Genomic DNA, 25,646 nt, shown 5'->3' with positions numbered 1-25,646 from the left:
GGTTACTTTGGCCAAGACCAAAGTAACCCGCCGTAAGGGCGGAAAGGTGACTACGCGTCGACATCGCAAATGAATGCGCATACAACTACATAAACCCACCCCCTAGCAACTAGCAACTAGCAACTAGCAACTAGCAACTAGCAACTAGCAACTAGCAACTAGCAACTATAAACAACATTACTCAATCGCAACTCAAGCCCATTGCCCCCTGCGCCCCACAATGCGAAGCCCAACAACCCGTAGCGAAATGCTTGAAGCCCCGCTGCCGCAGCAACCGAACAGCATGCATAGCGCCCCCAAGCATCCCAGATTGCGCGAGCGCAGTGCCAACGGCTCCCCCCTAGCCCTAGACATGAACGAATCTTCATCTTCCCTGTATGCCCCTGCCAGCAGGGCCCGACGCCCCTCCCCGGCGCTACCCGCCGGCCGCCGCCTTGAGCCCCGCCGCACGCCCGCGTAGCATCGCCGCCCCGCACGTATCGCCCTGACCGACCCACCACTGCCCATGCCACAACCCATCCCCCTCAAGGACCACGAAACAGAAAAGCACCTGGTCAACCGCCGGTTGCTGGCCTGTGCCCTGCTGGTGTTCAGCCTGGTGGCGGTGCTGGTGGGCCGGCTCTATGTACTGCAGGTGGTGCAGCATGACCAGCAGACCGCGGTGTCGGAAAACAACCGCGTGCACGTACTGCCGATCCCGCCCGAGCGCGGGCTGATCTATGACCGCAATGGCGTGGTACTGGCCGACAACAAACCCAGCTTCAACCTGACCATGACCCGCGAACGAGCCGGTGACACGGCCAAGGTGCTCGACGCCCTGGCACAGGTGCTCAACCTCGGCGAGGACGACCGCCACCAGTTCGACAAGGACCTGCGCCGTGGCCGCAAGCCCTTCGAACCGGTCACGCTGATGGTCGGCCTGAGCGAGGAACAGATCGCCCTGATCGCCGTCAACCAGTTCCGCCTGCCGGGACTTGAGGTGGAGCCGCAGTTCATCCGCGAATACCCGCTGGCCGAGCACTTCGCGCATTCGGTGGGCTATGTCGGGCGGATCAACGAGAAGGAAGCCAAGGCTCTCGACAGCACCGAATACCGTGGCACCCAGTCGATCGGCAAGACCGGCGTCGAGCGCTTCTACGAACACGAACTGCACGGCCAGGTGGGTTACGAAGAGGTCGAGACCAACGCCCAGGGCCGGGTGATGCGCGTGCTGCGCCACCACGACCCGGTGCCGGGCAAGTCCATCGTGCTGAGCCTGGACGCCCACCTGCAGCAAGCCGCGGAAAAAGCCCTGGGTGACCGACGTGGCGCGGTGGTGGTGCTGGACCCGGCCAACGGCGACGTGCTGGCGATGGTCAGCAACCCCAGCTTCGACCCCAACCTGTTCGTCAAGGGCATCAGCTCCAAACAGTACTCGGCACTGCGCGACTCGATCGACCGGCCATTGTTCAACCGCGTGCTACGCGGCCTGTATGCCCCCGGCTCGACGGTCAAGCCGGAAGTGGCCATCGCCGGCCTCGACAGCGGCGTGATCACCCCCGGTAGCCGGGTGTTCGACCCCGGTTACTACGAGCTGCCCAACTACGACCACAAGTACCGCAACTGGAACCACAGCGGCGATGGCTGGGTGGACATGTACACCGCGATCATGCGTTCCAACGACACCTACTTCTACGACCTGGCGCACAAGCTGGGCATCGACCGGCTGCATGACTACATGGCCGAATTCGGCCTGGGCCAGAAGGTCTCGCTGGACATGTTCGAGGAAGCCCCCGGGCTGATGCCGTCGCAAGCCTGGAAGCGCGCCACCCGCCGCCAGGCCTGGTTCCCCGGCGAAACGCTGATCCTGGGCATCGGCCAGGGCTACATGCAGGTCACCCCGCTGCAACTGGCCCAGGCCACCAGCCTGCTGGCCAGCAAGGGCGCCTGGCACCGCCCGCACCTGGCGATGACCGTCGGCGGCCAGGCCCCCATCGACCCCAACCCGATGCCCGACATCGTGCTGCACGACAAGCGCGCCTGGGACCAGGTCAACCAGGGCATGCAGATGGTCATGCACGATGCCCGCGGCATCGCCCGCGCCGCCGCCGCCGGGGCCCAGTACCGCATCGCCGGCAAGAGCGGTACCGCCCAGGTGGTAGCGATCAAGCAGGGCGAGCGCTACAACCGCAACAAGACCCTGGAGCGCCACCGTGACAACGCCCTGTTCGTTGGCTTCGCCCCGGCCGACCACCCGGCCGTGGTGGTGGCGGTGATGATCGAGAATGGCGAGGCCGGCGGGCGGGTGGCAGGGCCAGTGGTGCGCGAGGTGATGGATGCCTACCTGCTGGATGACCAAGGGCACCTGAAGGCGCAGTACGCGGGCGGTACTGGGCAAGCGGTTGTGCCTCATACCTAGGACTTCAGGCTTACCCCTTGTAGCAGCGGCCTTGCCGGGGGGCTCCTACAAGGGATGCCTTCCTGCGTATAATCGGCGCTTTTTCCGACGTCGATCTACCTCCATGAAAAGACTGTTGTACGCAGCATCCCTGTGCCTCGCCCTCATCCCCCCCGCCTTCGCCACCCCGCCGGCAACCTTCACCGAAGCCAAGGTCATCGCCAAGCAGAAGATCTACCTCGACCAGGCCAACAGCGCCCAGGGCGACCTGTACTGTGGCTGCAAATGGACCTGGGTCGGCAAGTCTGGCGGGCGCGTCGACCCGGCTTCCTGCGGTTATGAAACCCGCAAGCAGCAGAGCCGCGCCGAGCGCACCGAGTGGGAACACATCGTCCCGGCCTGGACCTTCGGCCACCAGCGCCAGTGCTGGCAGAACGGCGGTCGCGAAGCCTGCGTCGACAAGGACCCGGTGTTCCGCGCCATGGAGGCCGACCTGTTCAACCTCTACCCGGCCGTGGGCGAAGTGAACGGTGACCGCAGCAACTTCAACTACGGCATGGCCGCCGGCGTTGCCCCGCAGTACGGCCAGTGCACGACGAAAATCGACTTCCAGCAGAAAGCCGCCGAACCGCGCAACGAAGTCAAAGGCCTGGTGGCGCGCACCACTTTCTACATGTTCGATCGCTATCAGCTGAGCATGTCGCGCCAACAACAGCAGCTGCTGATGGCGTGGGACAAGCAGTACCCGGTAACCCCGTGGGAGAAGGAACGCGACCGACGCATCGCGGCGGTGATGGGGCATTCCAATCCGTTCGTGACCGGTGAGCGCAGCTGGACACCAGGTTACAAGCCAGCGGGCGCCGCCCCGGTGGTGACCGCCGCCGCGCAACCGGCCAAGCCTGGCCCGGCCAGCACGGCGGCGCACGGTGCCGTGCTGGGCAACCGCAACAGCCAGGTCTACCACCTGGCCAATGGCTGCCCGGGTTATGCCCAGGTGGCGGCGAAGAACCAGGTGGCATTCGACTCCGAAGCCGCGGCGCAGGCGGCTGGCTACCGCAAAGCCGGTAACTGCAAGTAGCACCTGCACGGGCTTCCGGCATACCGACTGCCGGGAGCCTGCAGCGGTTTCAGCTTGACGTTTACGTCAAGCACACTTTAGGTTAACGCTGATCCCACCCCCCGAGCATCAGCATGACCAGCCAGACCTACAGCATCTCCGACCTGTCCCGCGAGCTGGACATCACCACCCGCGCCATCCGCTTCTACGAGGAGCAGGGCCTGCTCAGCCCCGAGCGCCGCGGCCTGGAGCGCATCTACTCGGCCCGCGACAAGGTCACCCTCAAGCTGATCCTGCGCGGCAAGCGCATCGGCTTCTCGCTGGCCGAGTGCCGCGAGCTGATCGAGCTGTACGACCCCACCGGCGGCAACCTCAAGCAGCTCAACAGCATGCTCGGCAAGATCGCCGAACGCCGTGCCCAGCTGGAGCAGCAGATGCTCGACATCCAGCAGATGCACCTGGAGCTGGACACCGCCCAGGAACGCTGCGAGCAGGCCCTGGCCGCCACCTTGAACCAGCAGCCCCACAACCGTTGACCTGCCACAGGAAGCCCGCCATGTCATTGCCCAAGAACGTCCGCCTGGTCGAAGTCGGCCCCCGCGACGGCCTGCAGAACGAAGCCCAGCCCATCAGTGTCGCCGACAAGGTGCGGCTGGTGGACGACCTTACCGACGCTGGCCTCGCCTACATCGAGGTGGGCAGTTTCGTCTCGCCCAAGTGGGTACCGCAGATGGCTGGCTCCGCCGAGGTGTTCGCCGGTATCCAGCAACGTGCCGGCGTGACCTACGCCGCGCTGGCGCCCAACCTGCGTGGCTTCGAGGATGCCCTGGCGGCGGGGGTGAAAGAGGTGGCGGTGTTTGCGGCAGCGTCCGAGGCCTTCTCGCAGCGCAATATCAACTGCTCGATCAGCGACAGCCTCAAGCGCTTCGAGCCGATCATCGAAGCCGCCCGCGCGCAGGGCGTGCGGGTGCGCGGTTACGTGTCCTGCGTGCTGGGCTGCCCTTATGAAGGGCGAATCAGCGCCGAGCAGGTCGCGCCGGTAGCCCGAGCCCTGCACGAGATGGGCTGTTACGAGGTGTCGCTGGGCGACACCATCGGCAGCGGCACTGCCGGCGACACTCGCCGATTGTTCGAGGTGGTCTCAAGGCAAGTACCGCGCGAGCAACTGGCCGGGCACTTCCACGACACCTACGGCCAGGCGCTGGCCAATGTGTATGCCAGCTTGCTCGAAGGCATCGCGGTGTTCGACAGCTCGGTCGCAGGCCTGGGTGGCTGCCCCTACGCCAAGGGCGCCACCGGCAACGTTGCCACCGAAGACGTGCTGTACCTGCTGCAGGGCCTGGGCATTGAAACCGGCATAGACCTCGACCGCCTGATCGCCGCTGGCCTGCGTATCAGTGAGGTGCTGGGCCGCGTTACCGGTTCGCGGGTGGCACGGGCACGTAGCGCCGGCTGAGTCACACCGGTGTCACACAAGTGTGGGTGGAGTGTTACCGCCCACACCGCTGGCAGCAAAAAATCGGGTAACAGGGAAACAAATCGACAAAATTTCAGGTGCCCGATTTTTTCGAAAATCGCCAAACCATTGATTTTAAAGGATTTTAAAAAGTTGGCACGGCACCTGCTATATCTCAGGCACAACAAGAACAAAAAAATGCGACATCTAATAAAAACAACATGAAACGGTTCTGACATAACAAGAACAACACGGCAGAAGCGTAGCAAGCAGATTTTTTTGGAGTCGACGTGCTTTCCAGGGAAGCTTTCGCAGAAGAGCCCCGCAGCCTGACACAGAACAATAAAACTACCTGAAGGTAGCGACAGTCACGGTTGGATCACACACGTTGCATGAACGCAGGTCAGCGCTCAAAAAAATACGTTTGCTCTTGGCCCTGGATAGGGGCCCCGCAGTACCGAGACAAAAGCCGACAAAAACAACAAATGGCCCGTCTCCAATAATAAAAAAAGAGCAGGCAACAACGCTTATGAGGGGAGCTTCGGCTCCCCTCAGTGCTTCCTGCCCTCCTCCTCGCTTTTCTCCTCGCTCACACCCTCCACCTTGTCCACCAGCAGCGGCATCGTGCCCAGCACCAACAGCGCCATCACCGTGCTGAGCAGCGCCGTGGCCTCGCGCCCCATGCCGGCGGCCGTGCCGATGGCAGCGGTCATCCACAGCCCGGCGGCGGTGGTCAGGCCCTTCACATGGCTGGTGTCCTGGCCGTGGCCCTTGAGGATGGTGCCCGCACCGAGAAAGCCGATGCCCGCGACAATGCCCTGGATCACCCGGCTCAGCGCCTGTTCGTCGGCTCCGGCCATGCTAGGGGTCAGCACGAACAGCGCCGCGCCCAGGGATACCAGCATATGTGTGCGTACCCCGGCCGCCTTGCCTTTGCTTTCGCGCTCGAAGCCCAGCACCGCGCCCAGCAGCGCCGCCATCAGCAGGCGTACGAGGATGCGGGTGATCTCCTGTTCGTCGGTGATGTCGGCAAATTCGGACTGGATGGTCGAGAGGATCGTTTCCATCGGGTGTTCTCCTGCACTCGCCTCATCGCGGGGCAAGCCCGCTCCCACGCATAGCCGCAGCCTTTCTTCGTGGGAGCGGGCTTGCCCCGCGATGAGGCCCTTATTGAAGATGACCGCACTCTCCCCCAGGAAGTGCCACCAGGCAGAAAGGTGCAGCCGCATGTGGTCACGCATGTCGATAGCCATCCTGGCCGGCGAACCCGTACCCATCACCGAAGCCGAGACCGACATACTCACCGTCGCAGGTGCGGTGGATAGCCGCAGGCATCTGAAGACCAGCGTCCCAGGCTCGGTAATCTAAGGCCTCGGGCTTTCAGAGGAGAATCTGATACGGTTTTTATCGCAATAGCTGAGTCTGTGCTGCAAACAGATCGGGGGCCATAGTGCCCAGGCCTGATCGAGGCCTGATGAGCGATGAACCATGAGTGACAGAATCCCCTTCCGAGTCATCGAGATTGCCCCCACCGCCGTCAACAAGAGCAAAAGCCAGCCGGACGGCGGCATCCACACCCGCAGCTTCAGCGGCTTCTACCGTAATCTGCGAATTACCTTTGCCGGCGCGCTGTTCGTGCTGTTCTTCGGCACCGCCTGGCTGCAGTGGGACGACCGCCAGGCCGTGTTGTGGGACCTGGCCGACAGCAAGTTCCACATCTTTGGCGCGACGTTCTGGCCGCAGGATTTCATCCTGCTCTCGGCGCTGCTGATCATCTGCGCCTTCGGCTTATTTGCCATCACCGTGTTCGCCGGCCGCGTGTGGTGTGGCTACAGCTGCCCGCAGAGCACCTGGACCTGGTTGTACATGTGGTGCGAAAAGGTCTGTGAAGGCGACCGCAACCAGCGCATCAAGCTGGCCGCCGCGCCCTGGAGCGTCAACAAGCTCGCCCGACGCAGCCTGAAGCACACATTGTGGCTGGCCATCGGCCTGCTCACCGGGCTGACCTTCGTCGGCTACTTCACCCCGATCCGCCCGCTGGCTGCCGAGCTGTTCAGCCTGCAGCTGGGCGGCGTGGCGCTGTTCTGGGTGCTGTTCTTCACCGCCGCCACCTACATCAATGCCGGCTGGCTGCGCGAGGCGGTGTGCATGCACATGTGCCCCTATGCGCGCTTCCAGGGTGTGATGTTCGACAAGGACACCCTGGCGGTGGCCTACGACCCCAGCCGCGGCGAGGCCCGTGGCCCACGCAAGAAAGGCAGCATCCCCGGCGAGCAGGGCCTGGGCGACTGCATCGACTGCACCCTGTGCGTGCAGGTCTGCCCCACCGGCATCGATATCCGCGACGGCCTGCAGATGGGCTGCATCGGTTGCGCGGCGTGCATCGACGCCTGTGACGAGGTCATGGACAAGATGGGCTACGCCCGCGGCCTGATCGGCTACAAGTCCGAGCACACCCTGCAAGGCGGTACCACCCAATGGCTGCGCCCGCGCCTGCTGGGCTACGCCGCGGCGCTGGTGGTGATGGTCGGCGCGCTGGTCGTGGCCCTGCAACTGCGCCCCATGGTATCGATGGACGTGATCAAGGACCGAGGCCTGTTCCGCGAGAACGCCCAGGGCCAGATCGAGAACATCTACCTGCTCAAGATCATCAACAAGACCAGTGAGGCGCAGCATTATCGCCTGCGCCTGGTCGACGCCGACGGTTTCGAGCTGCACGGGCGCACCGAGTTCAGCATCGCCGCCGGCGAGATGAGCGAGCTGCCAGTGTCGGTGGCACTGCTGGCCGACCGCCCGAGCAGCAGCTCGCAGGAGCTGACCTTCGAGCTGCAGGACAGCGACCAGCCTGGGGTGCGCAGCATCGCCCACAGCCGCTTCGTTGCGCCGATGAACCGCTGATCCCTTACACTGCCCTTTACCTTGCCCGTGCAGAACACCATGAAACGCTATGAACGCTTCGCCGACGACATTGCCGAACTGATCCGCACCGGGGTGCTTGGCCCCGGCCAGCGGGTGCCCTCGGTACGCTATGCCAGCCAGACCCACGGGGTCAGCCCGTCCACGGTGTTCCAGGCCTACTACCTGCTGGAACGCCGCGGCCTGATCCGCGCCCGGCCGCGCTCGGGCTACTTCGTCAATGCCCACGCCCCGCGCCCGTTCAACGAACCCCAGGTGCAGGCGCAGGCCACCGAGTCCACCGATGTGGACGTCAGCGGCCTGGTGTTCTCGATCCTCGACTCGATCAAGGACCCGCACACCGTGCCGTTCGGCTCGGCCTTCCCCAGCCCCACGCTGTTCCCCCTGCAACGCCTGTCCCGCTCCCTGGCCAGCGCCAGCCGGGCCATGGACCCGCGCATGGTGGTCACCGACCTGTCGCCGGGCAACCCGCAACTGCGTAGGCAGATCGCCCTGCGCTACATGGTCGGCGGGCTGATGCTGCCGATGGAGGAACTGCTGATCACCAACGGCGCGCTGGAGGCACTCAACCTGTGCCTGCAGGCCGTGACCCAGCCGGGCGACCTGGTGGCCATCGAGGCACCGGCTTTCTATGCCTGCCTACAGGTGCTTGAACGCCTCAAGCTCAAGGCCGTGGAAATCCCGGTACACCCGCGCGAAGGCATGGACCTGGCGGTGCTTGCACAAACCCTGGACAAACATCCGGTGAAAGCTGTGTGGTGCATGACCAACTTCCAGAACCCGGTGGGCGCGAGCATGCCCGAGGCGAAGAAGCAGGAACTGGTCGAACTGCTGCGCCGCCACCAGGTGCCGCTGATCGAAGACGACGTCTACGCCGAGCTGTATTACGCACAGCAGGCGCCCAAGCCGGCCAAGGCCTTCGACACCGAGGGCCTGGTGATGCACTGCGGCTCGTTCGCCAAGAGCCTGGCCCCGGGCTACCGCATCGGCTGGGTAGCCGCCGGGCGCTTTGCGCAGAAGATCGAGCGGCTCAAGCTGATGACCTCGCTGTGCGCCTCGATGCCGGCCCAGGCGGCGATCGCCGATTACCTGCAGCACGGCGGCTACGACCGCCACCTGCGCAAGTTGCGCTACGCCCTGGAGGGCCAGCAGGTCAACATGCTGGCGGCCATCGCCCGGCACTTCCCGGCCCAGACCCAGGTCAGCCACCCCTCCGGCGGCTACTTCCTGTGGCTGGAGCTGCCCGAGCAGATGGACGCGCTCAAGCTGTTCCACATGGCGCTGGCGCAAGGCATCAGCATCGCCCCGGGGCCGATCTTCTCGCCGACCCGGCGCTTCGGCAACTGCATCCGCCTCAATTACGGCAGCCCCTGGGGCGACGGCGCGGAACAGGCCATGGAGACCCTCGGGCGCATCGTGCGTTCGTTCTAGCGGCGCGTGGGAAGGCAGGCTACAGTTGCGCCATGCCCGACGCTGGACACCTGCATGCCAGACCGCAACCTGCCCGCCCTGCAGCGAGAGCTGCAGGCGCTGCGCCAACGCAACGCCGAACTGGAGGCGCGCCTCGAACAGCAGGCGCACTCCGATGACGATCTGTACCGCTTCCTGTTCGACACCATGGACGAAGGCTTCTGCGTCATCGAGTTCTTCGATGGCCCGCACGGCCCGCTCAGCGACTACGTGCACATCCTCGCCAATGCCGCCTACGCCCGCCACGCCGGCATCCCCAACGTGGTCGGGCAGAAGCTGCGCGAGCTGGTGCCGGACGAAGCCGATGACTGGGTCGCCCGCTACGGCGAGGTGCTGCGCACCGGCCAACCATTGCAGTTCGAGCAGGAACTGGTGGCCACCGGGCATGTGCTGTCGGTGACCACCTTCCGCATAGAGCCTGCCGAGAAGCGCCAGGTGGCAGTGCTGTTCAAGGACGTGACTGAGCGCCGCCGCGCAGAGGATGCCCTGCGGCAGCTCAATGACCAGCTCGAACAACGGGTCGGCGAGGCCCTGGCCGAACGCAGGCTGTTCGCCGGGCTGGTCGAGCGCAGCGTGGCCAACGTGCATGTGTTGGATACCAACCTGCGCTGGCTGGCCATCAACCAGCAGGCCCAGCGGGATTTTCAACGCCTGTTCGGCAGCACGCCGCAGGTGGGTGACAGCCTGGTGGATTTGATGCGCGATCACCCCGATAGCCTGGCCAAGAACCTGGGCCTGTGGCGGCGCGCCCTGGCCGGGGAAACCTACGTGCAGACCGCGGCCTTTCCTGAAGGCACGAAGACGAACTACTTCGAGCTGCGCTTCAGCCCAATGCACGCCCCCTCGGGCAACGTCATCGGTGCCAACCTGTTCGCCTACAACGTGACTGAACGGGTATCCGAACAGCAGCAACTGCTCAAGGCCGAGGAAGCCCTGCGCCAGGCACAGAAAATGGAAGCGGTGGGACAGCTCACCGGCGGAATTGCCCACGACTTCAACAACCTCCTGGCCAGCATCCTTGGCGCCCAGGAGCTGGTGCGCCAGCGTCTGGAACAATCGCGCCCGGATGAAATCCCCAGCCTGCTCGACACTGCCAGCAATTCCGCCCGCAGCGCCGCGGCGCTGGTCCATCGACTGCTGGCGTTCTCGCGGCGCCAGACCCTGATGCCCCAGGCGACTGCGGTGGGTGCCCTGGTGCAGACGATGGAAGAACTGATCCGCCGCAGCGTCGGCCCGGCCATCCAGCTCAGCGTCCACTGTGCCGATGACCTGTGGCCCACCTTCATCGACCCGCCGCAGTTGGAGAGCGCCCTGCTCAACCTGTGCATCAATGCCCGCGACGCCCTGCCCTCCGGCGGTCTGATCGACATTCACTGCGCCAACCAGCTACTCGACGAAGAACGTGCCGCCCAACTCGACCTGCCCGCCGGCGATTACCTGTGCCTGAGCGTGCGTGACAACGGCCGCGGCATGCCCCTGGAGGTGGCGGAGCGCGCCATCGACCCGTTCTTTACCACCAAGCCCCTGGGTCAGGGCACCGGGCTCGGGTTGTCCATGGCTTACGGTTTCGTGCGTCAATCTGGTGGCCAACTGCTGATCCACTCGACCTTGGGTGTAGGCACGCTGGTCGAGCTTTTCCTGCCACGGCATTTCACAGCGCCCTTGGTGTGCGAGCAACGGGCAAAGACCGCCGATCAGGTTCGTCAGCAGGGATCAACGATTCTATTGGTGGAGGACCAGGCGGCCTTGCGCCTGGTGATCGGTGAAGTGCTAGAGGAATTCGGCCATCAGGTGCACAGCGTGGAAAACGGCGCGCAAGCCCTCGAGGCCATGGCGCACGGACTCTTGCCAGACTTGCTGATCAGCGACATCGGCCTGCCCGGAGGCCAAAACGGCCGGCAGGTGGCCGAGGCGTGCCGTGCCCGACATGCGGATCTGCCGGTATTGTTCATTACCGGTTATGACGAAAGCGCGGCGCTCAGTGACGGCGTGCTGCCGCCGCGTACGGCGGTGCTGCTCAAGCCATTCGAACTCGGCGACATCGCCGACAAAGTGGCCGAACTGCTCGCGCCAGGCTGACTCAGCGCCCACCGCCCAGGTCGATGAAGCTGCCGGTGGAGTAGGACGCCTTGTCCGACAGCAGCCAAAGAATCGCCTCGGCGACTTCCTCAGGACGGCCACCACGCCCCATAGGCAGGCCAGGCTCGAGCTTGGCGACCCGATCCGGGTCGCCGCTCAGGGCGTGGAAACCGGTGTGGATGTAACCGGGCCGCACACCATTGACCCGCACTCCCTCGCCGGCCACTTCCTTGGCCAGGCCGACCGTGAAGGTGTCCAGCGCGCCTTTGGAAGCGGCGTAGTCGACGTATTCGTTGGGCGACCCCAGGCGCGCGGCCACCGACGACACATTGACGATCGCCCCGCCCTGCCCGCCGTGGCGGCGCGACATGCGCAGCAGCGCGTGCTTGGCGCACAGCATCGGCCCGACCACATTGGTTTTCATCATCTTGAGCAGGCGGAACTCGGACATGTCCTCGAGCCGGCTCTGCTGACCGATGGTGCCGGCGTTGTTGACCAGTGCGGTGACCGGGCCAAGTTCATGGTCGACGCGCAGGAACAGTTGCGCCACTTCGTCCTCGACACTGGCATCGGCGCGCACCGCAATGGCCGTGGCGCCCAGTTCGCGAACCTGCGCCAGCACCGCTTCGGCGGCCTGGTCGTCGGCGTGGTAGTTGATGCAGATACGGTAGCCCTGCTGCGCCGCCAGCAACGCGGTGGCGGCGCCTATACCCCGGCTGGCGCCGGTGATGACGATGACCTTGTCCATGGATCGGTCCGGATGAATGGGAAAGTCCTGCGAGATTAGGGGAAAAGCGTTGGGGGGAGCAATGGGGGTGGCGTAGAGGCGGACAGGTCTATGGCGCTGCAAATTCATCGCCATGCACACTAAGCCCACTCACCGGACCAGCTTTTTCAAAGCCCCCCTCGTTACCCCGCACATTTGCTTGTATGGTGTTGTCCAAGAAGGATGTTTTACCCGCACAGGAACGACTTAGATGCCCCAACGCAATGTCATCAACGCCTCCGTCAGCCCCAAAGGCAGCCTGGAGACCCTGTCGCAACGTGAAGTCCAGCAACTGAGCGAAGTCGGTACCGGCAGCCTCTACACCCTGTTCCGCCAGTGCGCCCTGGCGATCCTCAATACCGGCGCCCATGTCGACAATGCCAAGACCATCCTCGAAGCCTACAAGGACTTCGAGGTGCGTATTCACCAACAGGACCGCGGCGTACGCCTCGAACTGCTCAACGCCCCGGCCGATGCCTTCGTCGATGGCGAAATGATCGCCAGCACCCGCGAAATGCTGTTCAGCGCCCTGCGCGACATCGTCTACACCGAAAGCGAGCTGGCCAGCCAGCGCATTGACCTTGAGAGCTCCCAAGGCCTCACCGACTACGTCTTCCACCTGCTGCGCAACGCGCGCACCCTGCGCCCGGGCGTCGAGCCGAAAATGGTCGTGTGCTGGGGCGGCCACTCGATCAGCAGCGAGGAATACCAGTACACCAAGAAGGTCGGCCACGAGCTGGGCCTGCGCAAGCTGGACGTCTGCACCGGCTGCGGCCCGGGCGTGATGAAAGGCCCGATGAAGGGCGCCACCATCGCCCACGCCAAGCAGCGCATGCACGGCAGCCGCTACCTGGGCCTGACCGAACCGGGCATCATCGCCGCCGAGGCGCCCAACCCGATCGTCAACGAGCTGGTGATCCTGCCGGACATCGAGAAGCGTCTCGAAGCCTTCGTCCGCGTCGGCCACGGCATCATCATCTTCCCCGGCGGCGCCGGCACCGCCGAGGAATTCCTCTACCTGCTCGGCATCCTCATGCACCCGGACAACCACGAGCTGCCCTTCCCGGTCATCCTCACCGGGCCGCGCAGCGCCGAGGCGTTCCTGCTGCAACTGCACGCCTTCGTTGGCGCCACCCTTGGCGAAGCCGCGCAACGCCACTACCAGATCATCATCGACGACCCGGCCGAGGTGGCCCGGCAGATGGTCGAAGGGCTCAAGGCGGTCAAGCAGTTCCGTCGCGAACGCAACGATGCGTTCCACTTCAACTGGCTGCTGAAGATCGCCGAAGGCTTCCAGCACCCGTTCGACCCCACCCACGAGAACATGGCCAACCTGGCCCTGCGCCGCGACCTGCCGCCCCATGAGCTGGCCGCCAACCTGCGTCGGGCCTTCTCCGGCATCGTCGCCGGCAACGTCAAGGACAAAGGCATCCGCCTGATCGAAGAACACGGGCCGTACCAGATCCGCGGCGACGCGGCGATCCTCGACCCGCTGGGCCGCCTGCTGCAGGCGTTCGTCGACCAGCACCGGATGAAACTGCCGGGCGGCGCGGCCTATGTGCCGTGCTACCAGGTGGTGAGCTGAGCCAATCCGGGGCCGCGCGAGCGGCTCCGGGCATCTACCAGGGTTGCAGGGCGGCGCAGCAGCGCTATCGTTGCCTGTCTGTGAATTGAAGAGCCCGTGCTTATGCAGATCGCCCCTGCCCCTCTCAATGAAGCCGAACGGCTGTGCTTGCTGCACAGCCTGGAGCTGCTCGACACCCCAGCCGAGGAGGCGTTCGACCGTATCACCCGGTTGGCCAGCAGCCTGCTCGACGTGCCGATGGCACTGGTGTCGCTGGTGGACGTCAATCGCCAGTGGTTCAAATCGCGCCATGGTCTGGATGCAGCAGAGACCCCGCGGGACCTGGCGTTCTGCGCCCACGCGCTGCATGCCGAACAAGCGCTGGTGATTCCCGACGCACTCAACGACGCACGCTTCGCCGACAATCCGCTGGTCAGCGGCGCGCCGCACATCCGCTTCTACGCCGGCATTCCGCTGCGTTTTGCCAATGACCTGACCCTGGGCACCCTGTGCGTGCTCGACACCCGCCCGCGCGAGCTGTCCGACGAAGCCCTGGCGCGGTTGCAGGACCTGGCGCGGCTGGTCGAGCAGCAGGTGCTGCAGCGCAGCCAGGCTACCGGCCCGCACAAGGTGCAGGCGGCGCAGCGTCAAGCCCAGGCGGCCAACGAGTCGCGCTTTCGCCAGGTGTTCCGGCAAAGCCCCACCAGCAAGGCGCTGATAGGGCTGGACGGGCGGATACTCGAAGCCAACCGCGAATTCTGCCAATTGCTCAACCGCCCGCCCGAGGAACTGGTGCTGCTACAACTCGCGCAACTGCTGGCTGACGACGGCCTGGCCACCTTCCAGCCGCTGTGGCTGGCCTTGCTGGCCGGCGAGCGGGAAGTCGGCGTGATCGAAGTGCGCCTGGCCAGCAAGACCTGGATCGAGCTGAGCCTGTCGATGCTGCGCGGCGACAGCGGCCAGGCCGAGCAGGTCGTGGCCTTCGCCCGCGACATCAGCGAGCGCCGTCGCCGCCAGCACCTGCTGCAGCGTTACCAGGCGACCTTGGAGCAGCAGGTGGCGCAGCGCACCGAGGCGCTCGAACGCAGCCAGGAAACCCTGCAGGCCATCGCCGACAACCTGCCGGTGCTGATCGCGCAGATCGGCAACGACCTGGAATACCGCTTCAACAACGCGGTGTACCGGGACATCTTCGGGCTGGATCCGGCCGCGCTCAAAGGGCGCAAGGTACAGGAGGTACTGGCCCCCGGGATCTACCAGCAACTGCTGCCGTGCTTCCGGCGGGCGCTGGCCGGCGAGCGCATCGAGGCCGACAACGTGCGTTACCACGACGACGACCCGCGCATCTGGCACGCCAGCTACGTGCCCGACATCCGCAATGGTGCCGTGGAAGGCTTCTTCGTCATGTCGCTGGACGTGACCGAGCGCAAGCGCCGCGAGCAGACCCTGCTCGACCAGGCGACCCTCGACCCGCTGACCGGCCTGCCCAACCGCGCGGCGCTGTTCCAGGCGCTGGATTACCTGCTGCTGCAGCGCACGGCGTTCGCCCTGTTGTTCATCGACCTGGATGGCTTCAAGCAAGTCAACGACAACCACGGCCACGAAGCCGGCGACTTGTTGCTGCAGGCCGCGGCCACGCGAATGCAGGCGGCCATGCGCAACGACGACCTGGTGGCGCGCCTGGCCGGGGACGAGTTCGTCATCATCGCCCGCTCGGTCACCAGCGCCGCCGCAGCCGAGGAGATCGGCCGCAAACTGTGCGATACCCTGTCGGTGCCCTTTGGCGTCGAGCAAAAGGTGCTGCGTATCGGCGCCAGTATCGGCATCCACCTCAACCAGCCGCAGCAAGCGCCGCTGGCTGCCGAAGACGCGCTGGCCCGCGCCGACCAGGCCATGTACCAGGCCAAGCGCGGCGGGCGCAACCGCTGGTGCCTGGCGGCGGACTGAGCGATCGCGCAGGTTCCCTGATCCAGATGAATTTTTCTTAAATCGCCGTTTGTCTATTCTTTGGCACAATCAGTCATCCCCCTTGCGCCCAGGAACCCGCATGCCACGCGTACTGACCATTGAAGACGACGCCGTCACCGGCCAGGAAATCGTCGCCGAACTCTCCAGCCACGGCCTTGACGTGGACTGGGCCGACAATGGCCGCGAGGGCCTGGCCAAAGCCATTGCCGGCGGCTACGACCTGATCACCCTGGACCGCATGCTGCCGGAGGTGGACGGCCTGACCATCGTCACCACCCTGCGCAACCTCAAGATCGCCACCCCCATCCTGATGATCAGCGCCCTGTCGGATGTCGACGAACGGGTGCGCGGCCTGCGTGCCGGCGGCGACGACTACCTGACCAAGCCCTTCGCCTCGGACGAGATGGCCGCCCGGGTCGAAGTGCTGCTGCGCCGCAACAGCACGCCCATGACCCAGACCCGCCTGCAGGTCGCCGACCTGGAGCTGGACCTGATCAGCCATGAAGCGCGCCGTGGCGAGCAGGCGCTGAACCTGCTGCCCACCGAATACAAGCTGCTGGAATACCTGATGCGCCACGCCGGCCAGGTGATCACCCGGATGATGATCTTCGAGGAAGTCTGGGGTTACCACTTCGACCCGGGCACCAACCTGATCGACGTGCACATCGGCCGCCTGCGCAAGAAGATCGACTCCCCCGGCCAGACCCCGCTGATCCGTACCGTGCGGGGCTCCGGCTATGCCATTGCCGAACCCGTCTAAGGGCTGGAGCTCGTCGACCAGCCGCCTGCTGGCGCTGTACAGCTTCCTCTTCGTGGCCTGGAGCAGCATCCTCATGGGGGTGCTGTACTTCGAGGTGTCCAGCTACCTGAACAAACTCACCCGCCACTCGATGATGCAGCGCCAGCACCTGTTCGCCCACATGAGCGGCAAGCAGCTGGACGACGCGCTGATCGCAAGCCAGGCCTTCGAGGAACGCAGCTTCGACGCCTACGGCCTGTTCGACCCGCAACTCAACCCGCTTGGCGGGCGCATCCGCAGCATTCCGCCGGAGCTGGGCCTGGACGGCAAGATCCATGAGCTCAAGCGCTGCCTCGACGCTGACGACCCACACCTGCCGCGCGACAGCTGCGACGCCGTGGCAATCCGGGTGCAGGACGGCCGTTGGCTGGTGCTGGTGCGCGACAACGGCTCGCTGTTCGTGGTCACCCGGATCATCCTGCATGCGCTGCTGTGGGGCATCTCGCTGACCCTGATCCCGGGTTTTGCCGGCTGGTACCTGCTGCGCCGCCGGCCGCTCAAGCGTATCCGCGCTATCCAGGCCCAGGCCGACCTGATCGTGGCCGGCGACCTGACCCACCGCCTGCCGCTGTCGGCCCGCCGCGACGAACTGGACATGCTGGCCGCCATCGTCAATGCCATGCTCGACCGCATCGAGCGCTTGATGCATGAAGTGAAAGGCGTGTGCGACAACATCGCCCACGACCTGCGCACCCCGCTGACGCGCCTGCGCGCCCAGCTCTACCGCATCCGCCAGCAGAGCGGCGCCGGCTCGCCCGAAGGCGAGGCGCTGGACCAGGCGATCGGTGAAACCGACACCCTGATGGCGCGCTTTCGCGGTTTGCTGCGCATCAGCGAACTGGAAGACCGCCAACGCCGCGCTGGTTTCGTCCAGCTCGACCCGCACGCGCTGCTGGTGGAGCTGCACGATTTCTACCTGCCGCTGGCCGAAGACGGCGGCATTCGCCTGAGCCTTGAGCAACCGGCGCAGTTGGCCGCGCTGCATGGCGACCGCGAATTGCTGTTCGAGGCCCTGGCCAACCTGGTGGGCAATGCCATCAAGTTCACCCCCGAGGGTGGCCAGGTGCGGATTGCAGCAAGCCAGGACGAGCGCGGCGTGCAGATTGCCGTCGAGGACAGCGGCCCGGGAATTCCCGCTGACGAGCGCGAAGCAGTGCTCAAGCGCTTCTACCGCAGCGAAGAAGGTCATCGCCATGCCGGCTTTGGCCTGGGTTTGTCGATCGTCGCGGCGATTGTCGACCTGCATGGCTTTGGCCTGCAGGTGGATGCCAGCCCGCTGGGTGGCGCCAGGCTGGTATTGAGTTGCCCGACCACCGGACAAACCTCCTGAGTTGGCAAGGCTTCAGTGATGGATCAAGTCACACAGCAATTGAATGCGTGGGAGCGGACTTGCCCCGCGAAGGCGGCGACACCGAGTTGCCTGGTTTCGCGGGGCAAGCCCGCTCCCACGTTTAATCATGCCTAGCTACAGGGAGCGCAGAGCCCGCTGGCAGCGGCCTGCATAACAGAGCATGCCCTCAAGACTATCGCCGGTCGCGCCTGCGTCGACAGTCATCTGTGGGAGCGGGTTCACCCGCGAAAGCGGCAGTGAATCGAATGACGCATTCGCGGGTAAACCCGCTCCCACAGGTTAGATGCAGCCCCCTCAATTACCTCGCCGCACCCGGCGAAACACCTGCCCCACCAGCAACAGGTTCACCAGCGCCAGGGCAATCAGGCTGTACAACACGCCATATGCCCCCAGGTGCTCGAACAGATAACCGCCCACCAAGGGCGTCAACGCCTGACCAATCAACGCCGGCCGCGACATGCGCCCCATCAACAGCACATATTGCGCAGGCGGTAGCATTGCCAACGGCAGCAGCCCACGGACAATCGCGCGCAAGCCATTGCCGCAGCCGAAGATCAGCAGCCCCACCGCCGTCGCCGCCGGGGCCAAGGTCACCAGCAGCAGGCCGATCAGCACCAGGCTGGTCCAGGCCAGCGCAGTCCACACCGGGTGCCTGCGCCCTACCAGGATCTGCAGCACCCGCGACGCCACCTGGCTCGGCCCGAGCATCGCCGCCAGGCCGATGGCTGCCGCCAGCGAATGCCCCATCCCCTGGAGCACCGAAACCAACTGCACGGCAATCGCCGTCATGATGATCGCGCCGATGGCGAAGATCGTCGTCAGCAGCAGGTACAAGCGTCGGTCGATGGCCTCGCCCGCCTCACCGGCCTGGGCCTTGCGCCCAGTCAACTGGCCGCCGGGCGGCAGCACCTTCCAGTACAGCGGCGCCACCACCAGCAACAGCACCACGGCATACACCACACAGGCCTGGCGCCAGCCCAGTTGCTCGATCAACAGCGCCACGGTGGGCCAGGACAGCGTCGAGGCAAAACCGGCAATCAGCGTCACCCCGGTGATCGCCCGTCCCGCGCCCTCGGCATACAGCGCCCCCAGGGTGGCAAACAGCGCCTCGTACAAGCCCATGGCCATGCCCACGCCGATCACCACCCAGGCCAGCAAGAACAGCCCCAGGTCAGGGCTGGCGGCCATCAGCAGCAGCCCAAGCGCCACCACCGCGCCGCTGGCCGCCAACTGCGGGCGCCCGCCGTAACGGGCGATCAGGCGGCTGGACAACGGCGCCAGCAACGCCGAGACCAGCAGGCTCAGCGACAGCGCGCCGTACACCCACTGGCTGGGCCAGCCGGTATCGCGGCTGATCGGCGCGGCCATCACCGCCATCAGGAAGAACGAGCCACCCCAGACCAGGATTTGCAGTACGCCGAGCCAGACGATGGACAGGTTTGAGGGAATGCGAACGGTGGAATCCACTACAGAGCCTTGTTGAACAGGGGTAAAAAACAGAAACAGCGTTGCCTTCATCGCCGGCAAGCCGGCTCCCACACCGACTGCGCCGATCTCAAATCTTGCGCAAACCCTGTGGGAGCTGGCTTGCCAGCGATGCATCGGCGAAGCCGGTGCCGGGCACAGGCAATCATGCACCATGTCGATACTGACGACCGTCATATCATTGCCCGTGATAATAACCTTCGCTGTGTTCGATTCGTGCGCCACGCGCAAGGCACTCACACTCCGCCCACTACTAATACATTGGCGGAGTTCTCCATGGATCACTCACTCAAACCCTTGCGCTTCCCCCTCGCTGCCCTGGCAGTGGTGGTACTCAGCGCCTGCGGCCGCACACCAGACGCCATGCAGGCTCCCGCCGCGCCCAAGGTCAGCGTCGCCAAGGTGATCGAGCAACCGATCAACGAATGGGACGAGTTCACCGGCCGCCTGGAAGCGCCGGAAACCGTCGAGGTGCGCCCACGGGTCTCGGGCCAGATCGACCTGGTGGCCTTCACCGAAGGCGCCCAGGTGAAAAAAGGCGACCTGCTGTTCCAGATCGACCCACGCCCGTTCCAGGCTGAAGTCCGCCGCCTCGAAGCCCAGGTGCAGCAGGCCAAGGCCACCGCTATCCGCAGCGCCAACGAGGCCCGCCGTGGCGAGCGCCTGCGCGACAGCAACGCGATCTCCGCCGAGCTTGCCGAGTCGCGCAGCAGCGCCGCTGCCGAAGCCCGTGCCGGGGTCGATGCGATCCAGGCACAACTGGACCTGGCCCGCCTGAACCTCAGCTTCACCCGGGTCACCGCGCCGATCAGCGGCCGCGTCAGCCGCGCCCAGTTCACCGCCGGCAACATCGTCAGTGCCGACGTCACGCCGCTGACCAGCGTGGTTTCCACCGACAAGGTGTACGCCTACTTCGACGCCGACGAGCGCGTGTACCTCAAGTACACCCAGTTGGCGCGTGAAGGTCAGCGCGGCCAGAGCACCCCGGTGTACCTGGGCCTGACCAACGAAACCGGCAACCCGCACCTGGGCCAGATGAACTTCGTCGACAACCAGGTCAACCCGCGCACCGGCACCATCCGTGGCCGCGCCGTGTTCGACAACCGCGACGGCCAGTTCACCCCCGGCCTGTACGCCCGCCTGAAGCTGGTCGGCAGCGCTCAGTACGACGCCGTGCTGATCAACGACGAAGCGGTCGGCACCGACCTTGGCAAGAAGTTCGTGCTGGTCATGGACAAGGACAACAAGGCCGCCTACCGCGCCGTGGAACTGGGGCCGAAGCTCGAGGGCCTGCGCATCGTGCGCAGTGGCCTGGGCAAGGACGACCGCATCGTGGTCAAGGGCCTGCAGCGCGTGCGCCCAGGCTCGCCGGTCACCCCTGAGGAAACCCAGATGGCCAGCGAACAGACCCTCGCCGCCCTCGCCCAGCAGCGCCAGGCCCTGGAGGCCAGCAACTCGGCGCCGAAGGTAGCGGGTGCCAACGTCAAAGTCGCCAGCGCCCAAGCGCCACGCGGTTAAGGGACAACACCGATGAACTTCTCGAAATTCTTCATTACCCGGCCGATCTTCGCCGCGGTGCTGTCGCTGGTGCTGCTGATCGCGGGCTCGATCTCGCTGTTCCAGCTGCCGATCAGCGAATACCCCGAAGTGGTACCGCCCACCGTGGTGGTGCGCGCCAACTTCCCCGGCGCCAACCCCAAGGTAATCGGCGAAACCGTCGCCGCACCGCTGGAGCAGGCCATCACCGGTGTCGAGAACATGCTCTACATGTCCTCGCAGTCCACCGCCGACGGCAAGCTCACCCTGACCATCACCTTCGCCCTGGGCACCGACCTGGACAACGCCCAGGTGCAGGTGCAGAACCGTGTCACCCGTACCCAGCCGAAGCTTCCGGAAGAAGTGACGCGTATCGGTATCACCGTCGACAAGGCCTCGCCCGACCTGACCATGGTCGTGCACCTGACCTCGCCGGATAACCGCTACGACATGCTCTACCTGTCCAACTACGCCATCCTCAACATCAAGGACGAGCTGGCTCGCCTGGGTGGTGTGGGCGACGTGCAGCTGTTCGGCATGGGCGACTACTCGCTGCGGGTATGGCTCGACCCGAACAAGACCGCTTCGCGCAACCTGACCGCCAGCGATGTGGTGGCCGCGATCCGCGAACAGAACCGCCAGGTCGCCGCAGGCCAGCTGGGCGCACCACCCGCCCCCGGCTCCACCAGCTTCCAGCTGTCGATCAACACCCAAGGCCGACTGGTCAACGAGGAAGAGTTCGAGAACATCATCATCCGTGCTGGTGCCGACGGTGAAATCACTCGCCTGAAGGACATCGCCCGGGTCGAGCTAGGCTCCAGCCAGTACGCCCTGCGCTCGCTGCTGAACAACCAGCCGGCCGTGGCCATCCCGATCTTCCAGCGCCCAGGCTCCAACGCCATCGAGATCTCCGACGAAGTGCGGGCGAAAATGGCCGAGCTGAAGAAGGACTTCCCCGAAGGCATGGACTACAGCATCGTCTATGACCCGACCGTGTTCGTCCGTGGCTCCATCGAAGCGGTGGTGCACACCCTGTTCGAAGCGCTGATCCTGGTGGTACTGGTCGTCATCCTGTTCCTGCAAACCTGGCGCGCCTCGATCATCCCGTTGCTGGCCGTGCCGGTGTCGCTGATCGGTACCTTCGCGGTGATGCACCTGTTCGGCTTCTCGCTCAACGCGCTGTCGTTGTTCGGGCTGGTGCTGGCCATCGGTATCGTGGTGGACGACGCCATCGTGGTGGTGGAGAACGTCGAGCGCAACATCGGGCTGGGCCTGAAACCGCTGGAAGCCACGCAAAAGGCCATGAGCGAGGTGACCGGGCCGATCATCGCCACGGCACTGGTGCTGTGCGCGGTGTTCGTGCCAGCGGCGTTCATCTCTGGCCTTACCGGGCAGTTCTACAAGCAGTTCGCCCTGACCATCGCCATCTCCACCGTGATCTCGGCGTTCAACTCGCTGACCCTGTCGCCGGCCCTGGCCGCCGTGCTGCTCAAGGACCACCATGCACCCAAGGACCGTTTCTCGCGGTTCCTGGAAAAACTGCTGGGCAGCTGGCTGTTCGCCCCGTTCAACCGCTTCTTCGACCGCGCCAGCCATGGCTACGTCGGTGGCGTGCGCCGGGTCATCCGCTCCAGCGGCATCGCTTTGTTCGTCTATGCCGGCTTGATGGGCCTGACCTACCTGGGCTTCTCGACCACCCCGACCGGCTTCGTCCCGGCCCAGGACAAGCAGTACCTGGTGGCCTTCGCCCAGTTGCCGGACGCGGCCAGCCTCGACCGCACCGAGGCGGTGATCAAGCGCATGAGCGAGATCGCCCTCAAGCAACCGGGCGTGGCCGATTCGGTGGCCTTCCCGGGCCTGTCGATCAACGGTTTCACCAACAGCCCCAACAGCGGCATCGTGTTCACCCCGCTCAAGCCGTTTGACGAGCGCAAGGACCCGAGCCAGTCGGCGGCGGCCATCGCGGCAGCCTTGAACGCCCAGTTCGCCGATATCCAGGACGCCTACATCGCGATCTTCCCGCCACCGCCGGTACAAGGCCTTGGCACCATCGGCGGCTTCCGCCTGCAGATCGAGGACCGTGGCAACCTGGGCTACGAAGCGCTGTACAAAGAGACCCAGAACATCATCGCCAAGAGCCACAACGTGCCGGAGCTGGCGGGCCTGTTCACCAGCTACCAGGTCAACGTGCCCCAGGTCGATGCCGCCATCGACCGGGAAAAGGCCAAGACCCACGGCGTGGCGATCACCGACATCTTCGACACCCTGCAGGTCTACCTGGGTTCGCTGTACACCAACGACTTCAACCGCTTTGGCCGCACCTACCAGGTCAACGTCCAGGCCGAGCAGCAGTTCCGCCTCGACGCCGAGCAGATCGGCCAGCTGAAGGTACGCAACAACCTGGGCGAGATGATCCCGCTGGCGACCTTCCTCAAGGTCAGCGATACCTCGGGGCCTGACCGCGTCATGCACTACAACGGCTTCATCACTGCCGAGATCAACGGCGCCGCAGCCCCTGGCTACAGCTCCGGCCAGGCCGAGGCGGCGATCGAGAAACTGCTCAAGGAAGAGCTGCCCAACGGCATGACCTTCGAGTGGACCGACCTGACCTACCAGCAGATCCTCTCGGGCAACACCGCGCTGTTCGTGTTCCCGCTGTGCGTACTGCTGGCGTTCCTGGTGCTGGCGGCCCAGTACGAGAGCTGGAGCCTGCCGCTGGCGGTGATCCTGATCGTACCGATGACCCTGCTGTCGGCCATCACCGGCGTGATCATCTCGGGTGGCGACAACAACATCTTCACCCAGATCGGTTTGATCGTACTGGTGGGCCTGGCGTGCAAGAACGCGATTCTGATCGTCGAGTTCGCCAAGGATGAACAGGCCAAAGGCCTCGACCCGCTGGCTGCGGTACTGGAAGCCTGCCGCCTGCGCCTGCGGCCGATCCTGATGACCTCGATCGCCTTCATCATGGGTGTGGTGCCGCTGGTGTTCAGCTCCGGTGCCGGCTCGGAAATGCGTCACGCCATGGGTGTGGCGGTGTTCTCGGGGATGATCGGGGTGACCGTGTTCGGCCTGTTCCTGACCCCGGTGTTCTTCTTCCTGATCCGCCGCTTCGTCGAGCGTCGTCAGGCCCGCAAGGCCGAACGCGCACTGCCGCTGGAGAACCATGCATGAACCTGCTCAAACCCCTGACCCCGAGCCTGTTGGCGCTGGCCCTGGCGGCCTGCGCCGTGGGCCCGGACTACAAGGCCCCGGCCACCGAGCCGGCCAAGCTCGACAGCAGCCTTGAAGCCAAGGCCTTCGACCGCAGCCGCTTCGAGAGCGTTTGGTGGAAGCAGTTCGACGACCCAGTGCTGAACCAGCTGGTGCAAGCCTCGCTGGACGGCAACCGCGACCTGCGCATCGCCTTCGCCCGCCTGAAAGCGGCACGGGCGATCCGCGACGACGCCGCCAACGACCAGCTGCCGGTGGTCACCAGCCGCGCCAGCAGCGACCTGGGCAAGGGCCAGATCCCCGGCCAGACCGAGCGCCGGGTCAACAGCGAGCGTTACGACCTGGGCCTGGACATGGCCTGGGAGCTCGACCTGTTTGGCCGTATCCAGCGCCAGATCGAAGCCAGCGAAGCGCAGGAAGCGGCCGCCGAGGCCGACCTGCAGCAGCTGCAGGTCAGCCTGATCGCCGAGCTGGTGGATGCCTACGGTCAATTGCGCGGCGCCCAGCTGCGCGAGCAGATCGCCGTGGCCAACCTCAAGACCCAGCAGCAATCGCGCGACATTACCGTCACCCTGCGTGACACCGGGGTCGGCAACGAGCTCGATGTGGTGCGCGCCGACGCCCGCCTGGCCGGTGTCGAAGCCACCGTGCCGCAGTTGCAGGCGGTGCAGGTGCGGGCGAAGAACCGCATCGCCACCCTGCTCGGCCAGCGCCCGGACGCCCTGACCGTGGACCTGTCGCCCAAGGCCCTGCCGGCCATCGCCAAGGCCCTGCCGGTGGGCGACCCCGGCGAGCTGCTGCGTCGCCGCCCGGACATCCGCAGCGCCGAACGCCAGCTGGCCGCGGCCACCGCCAATGTGGGCGTGGCCACCGCCGACCTGTTCCCACGGGTGAGCCTGAGCGGGTTCCTCGGTTTCACCGCCGCGCGCGGCTCGCAGATCGGCTCGGCCGCCTCCAACGCCTGGGCGCTGGGCCCGAGCATCACTTGGGCGGCATTCGACCTGGGCAGCGTGCGTGCGCGCCTGCGTGGCGCCAAGGCCGATGCTGACGGCGCACTGGCCAACTATGAGCAGCAAGTGCTGTTGGCCCTGGAAGAGTCGGCCAACGCCTTCAGCGACTACGGCAAGCGTCAGCAGCGTTTGCTGGCTCTGATGCGCCAGAGCGATGCCAGCCGCAAGGCCGCCGAGCTGGCCTCGGTGCGTTACCGCGAAGGGACGGTGGATTACCTGGTGCTGCTCGACGCAGAGCGCGAACGCCTGAGCGCCGAAGACGCCCAGGCCCAGGGCGAGGTCGAGTTGTACAGCGGCATCGTGGCGATCTACAAGGCCCTGGGTGGTGGCTGGCAGCCGGAGGTGGTGGCCAGTACGCGCTGAGTGACCGATTGAATTGAAAGCTCCTTTGGTTGGATCCTCCCCCAACCGTTTGCCCCGATGGCCTTGGTTGTCGGGGCTTTTTTGTGGGGTGGGGATTGAGGGATGGCTGCCAGGTGCATGTCGAAAGATTGGGTCAGGGCCACCAGGTGCCCGCCACAACCCTTGCAGCGCCTATGAGATCGAGCGCCGCCCGCGCGGCGCTTCGCGGGTAAACCCGCTCCCACAGTTTGTTTCGG

Annotated in this window: 17 protein-coding genes and 1 pseudogene; 15 read left to right on the top strand and 3 right to left on the bottom strand. The window is 65.3% G+C overall.

Features of this window, described 5'->3' with window-relative positions; all coding sequences use genetic code 11:
* Positions 1-505: 505 nt before the first annotated feature.
* From mrdA to F6X61_RS17550, 4 genes are all read left to right on the top strand, one after another.
* Positions 506-2,398: a penicillin-binding protein 2 gene (mrdA, locus tag F6X61_RS17565; protein WP_153787680.1), complete on the top strand. Its 1,893-nt coding sequence runs from the start codon at positions 506-508 to the stop codon at positions 2,396-2,398.
* Positions 2,399-2,501: 103 nt separating this feature from the next.
* Positions 2,502-3,455, top strand: a complete 954-nt coding sequence (locus F6X61_RS17560) for an endonuclease (RefSeq protein WP_153787679.1) — start codon at positions 2,502-2,504, stop codon at positions 3,453-3,455.
* Between the two features lie 113 nt (positions 3,456-3,568).
* A complete protein-coding gene (locus tag F6X61_RS17555; RefSeq protein ID WP_110994597.1) occupies positions 3,569-3,970 on the top strand; it encodes a MerR family DNA-binding transcriptional regulator in 402 nt (133 codons plus the stop codon).
* A 20-nt stretch (positions 3,971-3,990) separates the two neighbouring features.
* Complete coding sequence (locus F6X61_RS17550; protein WP_153787678.1) at positions 3,991-4,890, top strand: hydroxymethylglutaryl-CoA lyase; 900 nt, start codon at positions 3,991-3,993, stop codon at positions 4,888-4,890.
* 551 nt (positions 4,891-5,441) lie between these two features.
* Here the strand turns inward: F6X61_RS17550 and F6X61_RS17545 are convergent.
* Complete coding sequence (locus tag F6X61_RS17545; RefSeq protein ID WP_153787677.1) at positions 5,442-5,957, bottom strand: MgtC/SapB family protein; 516 nt, start codon at positions 5,955-5,957, stop codon at positions 5,442-5,444.
* A 169-nt stretch (positions 5,958-6,126) separates the two neighbouring features.
* Here F6X61_RS17545 and F6X61_RS27290 point away from each other — a divergent pair.
* From F6X61_RS27290 to F6X61_RS17525, 4 genes and pseudogenes are all read left to right on the top strand, one after another.
* Positions 6,127-6,258: pseudogene (locus tag F6X61_RS27290) on the top strand (DUF3203 family protein); the annotation flags it as partial.
* Positions 6,259-6,378: 120 nt separating this feature from the next.
* A complete protein-coding gene (gene ccoG / locus F6X61_RS17535; RefSeq protein WP_153787675.1) occupies positions 6,379-7,788 on the top strand; it encodes a cytochrome c oxidase accessory protein CcoG in 1,410 nt (469 codons plus the stop codon).
* 39 nt (positions 7,789-7,827) lie between these two features.
* Complete coding sequence (gene mapR / locus F6X61_RS17530; RefSeq protein ID WP_125858342.1) at positions 7,828-9,237, top strand: GntR family transcriptional regulator MpaR; 1,410 nt, start codon at positions 7,828-7,830, stop codon at positions 9,235-9,237.
* A gap of 54 nt (positions 9,238-9,291) precedes the next feature.
* Positions 9,292-11,355: a PAS domain-containing protein gene (locus F6X61_RS17525; protein ID WP_153787674.1), complete on the top strand. Its 2,064-nt coding sequence runs from the start codon at positions 9,292-9,294 to the stop codon at positions 11,353-11,355.
* 1 nt (position 11,356) lies between these two features.
* Here the strand turns inward: F6X61_RS17525 and F6X61_RS17520 are convergent, their stop codons facing one another.
* Positions 11,357-12,103, bottom strand: a complete 747-nt coding sequence (locus tag F6X61_RS17520; protein WP_153787673.1) for an SDR family oxidoreductase — start codon at positions 12,101-12,103, stop codon at positions 11,357-11,359.
* A 229-nt stretch (positions 12,104-12,332) separates the two neighbouring features.
* Between F6X61_RS17520 and ppnN the strand changes: the two genes are divergently transcribed.
* The 4 genes from ppnN (at position 12,333) to F6X61_RS17500 (ending at position 17,782) form a co-directional block, all read left to right on the top strand.
* A complete protein-coding gene (gene ppnN / locus F6X61_RS17515) occupies positions 12,333-13,706 on the top strand; it encodes a nucleotide 5'-monophosphate nucleosidase PpnN (protein WP_125463733.1) in 1,374 nt (457 codons plus the stop codon).
* 102 nt (positions 13,707-13,808) lie between these two features.
* On the top strand, positions 13,809-15,632 hold the full coding sequence (locus F6X61_RS17510; RefSeq protein WP_153787672.1) for a diguanylate cyclase domain-containing protein: 1,824 nt from the start codon (positions 13,809-13,811) through the stop codon (positions 15,630-15,632).
* Positions 15,633-15,732: 100 nt separating this feature from the next.
* Positions 15,733-16,413 carry a response regulator transcription factor gene (locus F6X61_RS17505; protein WP_153787671.1) on the top strand — a complete coding sequence of 227 codons (681 nt, stop codon included), beginning with the start codon at positions 15,733-15,735 and terminating at the stop codon, positions 16,411-16,413.
* Positions 16,391-17,782: a HAMP domain-containing sensor histidine kinase gene (locus F6X61_RS17500; protein WP_153787670.1), complete on the top strand. Its 1,392-nt coding sequence runs from the start codon at positions 16,391-16,393 to the stop codon at positions 17,780-17,782. The genes F6X61_RS17505 and F6X61_RS17500 overlap by 23 nt, the downstream gene beginning before the upstream one ends.
* Positions 17,783-18,097: 315 nt before the next feature.
* Here F6X61_RS17500 and F6X61_RS17495 read toward each other — a convergent pair whose 3' ends face one another.
* Entirely contained in the window at positions 18,098-19,270 is a 1,173-nt protein-coding gene (locus F6X61_RS17495; protein WP_256671376.1) for an MFS transporter, read from the bottom strand.
* A gap of 294 nt (positions 19,271-19,564) precedes the next feature.
* Here F6X61_RS17495 and mexE point away from each other — a divergent pair, with 294 nt between their 5' ends.
* From mexE to F6X61_RS17480, 3 genes are read left to right on the top strand one after another with little or no spacing between them, the layout of a single operon-like run.
* Positions 19,565-20,806, top strand: coding sequence for a multidrug efflux RND transporter periplasmic adaptor subunit MexE (gene mexE / locus F6X61_RS17490; RefSeq protein WP_153787668.1), 1,242 nt, complete (start codon positions 19,565-19,567; stop codon positions 20,804-20,806).
* Positions 20,807-20,818: 12 nt separating this feature from the next.
* Positions 20,819-23,998: an efflux RND transporter permease subunit gene (locus tag F6X61_RS17485; RefSeq protein WP_153787667.1), complete on the top strand. Its 3,180-nt coding sequence runs from the start codon at positions 20,819-20,821 to the stop codon at positions 23,996-23,998.
* Positions 23,995-25,410 carry an efflux transporter outer membrane subunit gene (locus F6X61_RS17480; protein ID WP_153787666.1) on the top strand — a complete coding sequence of 472 codons (1,416 nt, stop codon included), beginning with the start codon at positions 23,995-23,997 and terminating at the stop codon, positions 25,408-25,410. Before F6X61_RS17485 ends, F6X61_RS17480 begins: the two co-directional genes overlap by 4 nt.
* Positions 25,411-25,646 lie beyond the last annotated feature (236 nt).

The sequence above is a fragment of the Pseudomonas sp. EMN2 genome (assembly GCF_009650555.1).
Classification (GTDB): domain Bacteria; phylum Pseudomonadota; class Gammaproteobacteria; order Pseudomonadales; family Pseudomonadaceae; genus Aquipseudomonas; species Aquipseudomonas sichuanensis.
This window is presented reverse-complemented; position numbering and strand designations above follow the sequence as displayed.

Coding starts and splice junctions, on each gene's coding strand:
- mrdA (WP_153787680.1), top strand. CDS start 506: ATGCCACAACCCATCCCCCTCAAGGACCACGAAACAGAAAAGCACCTG.
- F6X61_RS17560 (WP_153787679.1), top strand. CDS start 2,502: ATGAAAAGACTGTTGTACGCAGCATCCCTGTGCCTCGCCCTCATCCCC.
- F6X61_RS17555 (WP_110994597.1), top strand. CDS start 3,569: ATGACCAGCCAGACCTACAGCATCTCCGACCTGTCCCGCGAGCTGGAC.
- F6X61_RS17550 (WP_153787678.1), top strand. CDS start 3,991: ATGTCATTGCCCAAGAACGTCCGCCTGGTCGAAGTCGGCCCCCGCGAC.
- F6X61_RS17545 (WP_153787677.1), bottom strand. CDS start 5,957: ATGGAAACGATCCTCTCGACCATCCAGTCCGAATTTGCCGACATCACC.
- ccoG (WP_153787675.1), top strand. CDS start 6,379: ATGAGTGACAGAATCCCCTTCCGAGTCATCGAGATTGCCCCCACCGCC.
- mapR (WP_125858342.1), top strand. CDS start 7,828: ATGAAACGCTATGAACGCTTCGCCGACGACATTGCCGAACTGATCCGC.
- F6X61_RS17525 (WP_153787674.1), top strand. CDS start 9,292: ATGCCAGACCGCAACCTGCCCGCCCTGCAGCGAGAGCTGCAGGCGCTG.
- F6X61_RS17520 (WP_153787673.1), bottom strand. CDS start 12,103: ATGGACAAGGTCATCGTCATCACCGGCGCCAGCCGGGGTATAGGCGCC.
- ppnN (WP_125463733.1), top strand. CDS start 12,333: ATGCCCCAACGCAATGTCATCAACGCCTCCGTCAGCCCCAAAGGCAGC.
- F6X61_RS17510 (WP_153787672.1), top strand. CDS start 13,809: ATGCAGATCGCCCCTGCCCCTCTCAATGAAGCCGAACGGCTGTGCTTG.
- F6X61_RS17505 (WP_153787671.1), top strand. CDS start 15,733: ATGCCACGCGTACTGACCATTGAAGACGACGCCGTCACCGGCCAGGAA.
- F6X61_RS17500 (WP_153787670.1), top strand. CDS start 16,391: ATGCCATTGCCGAACCCGTCTAAGGGCTGGAGCTCGTCGACCAGCCGC.
- mexE (WP_153787668.1), top strand. CDS start 19,565: ATGGATCACTCACTCAAACCCTTGCGCTTCCCCCTCGCTGCCCTGGCA.
- F6X61_RS17485 (WP_153787667.1), top strand. CDS start 20,819: ATGAACTTCTCGAAATTCTTCATTACCCGGCCGATCTTCGCCGCGGTG.
- F6X61_RS17480 (WP_153787666.1), top strand. CDS start 23,995: ATGAACCTGCTCAAACCCCTGACCCCGAGCCTGTTGGCGCTGGCCCTG.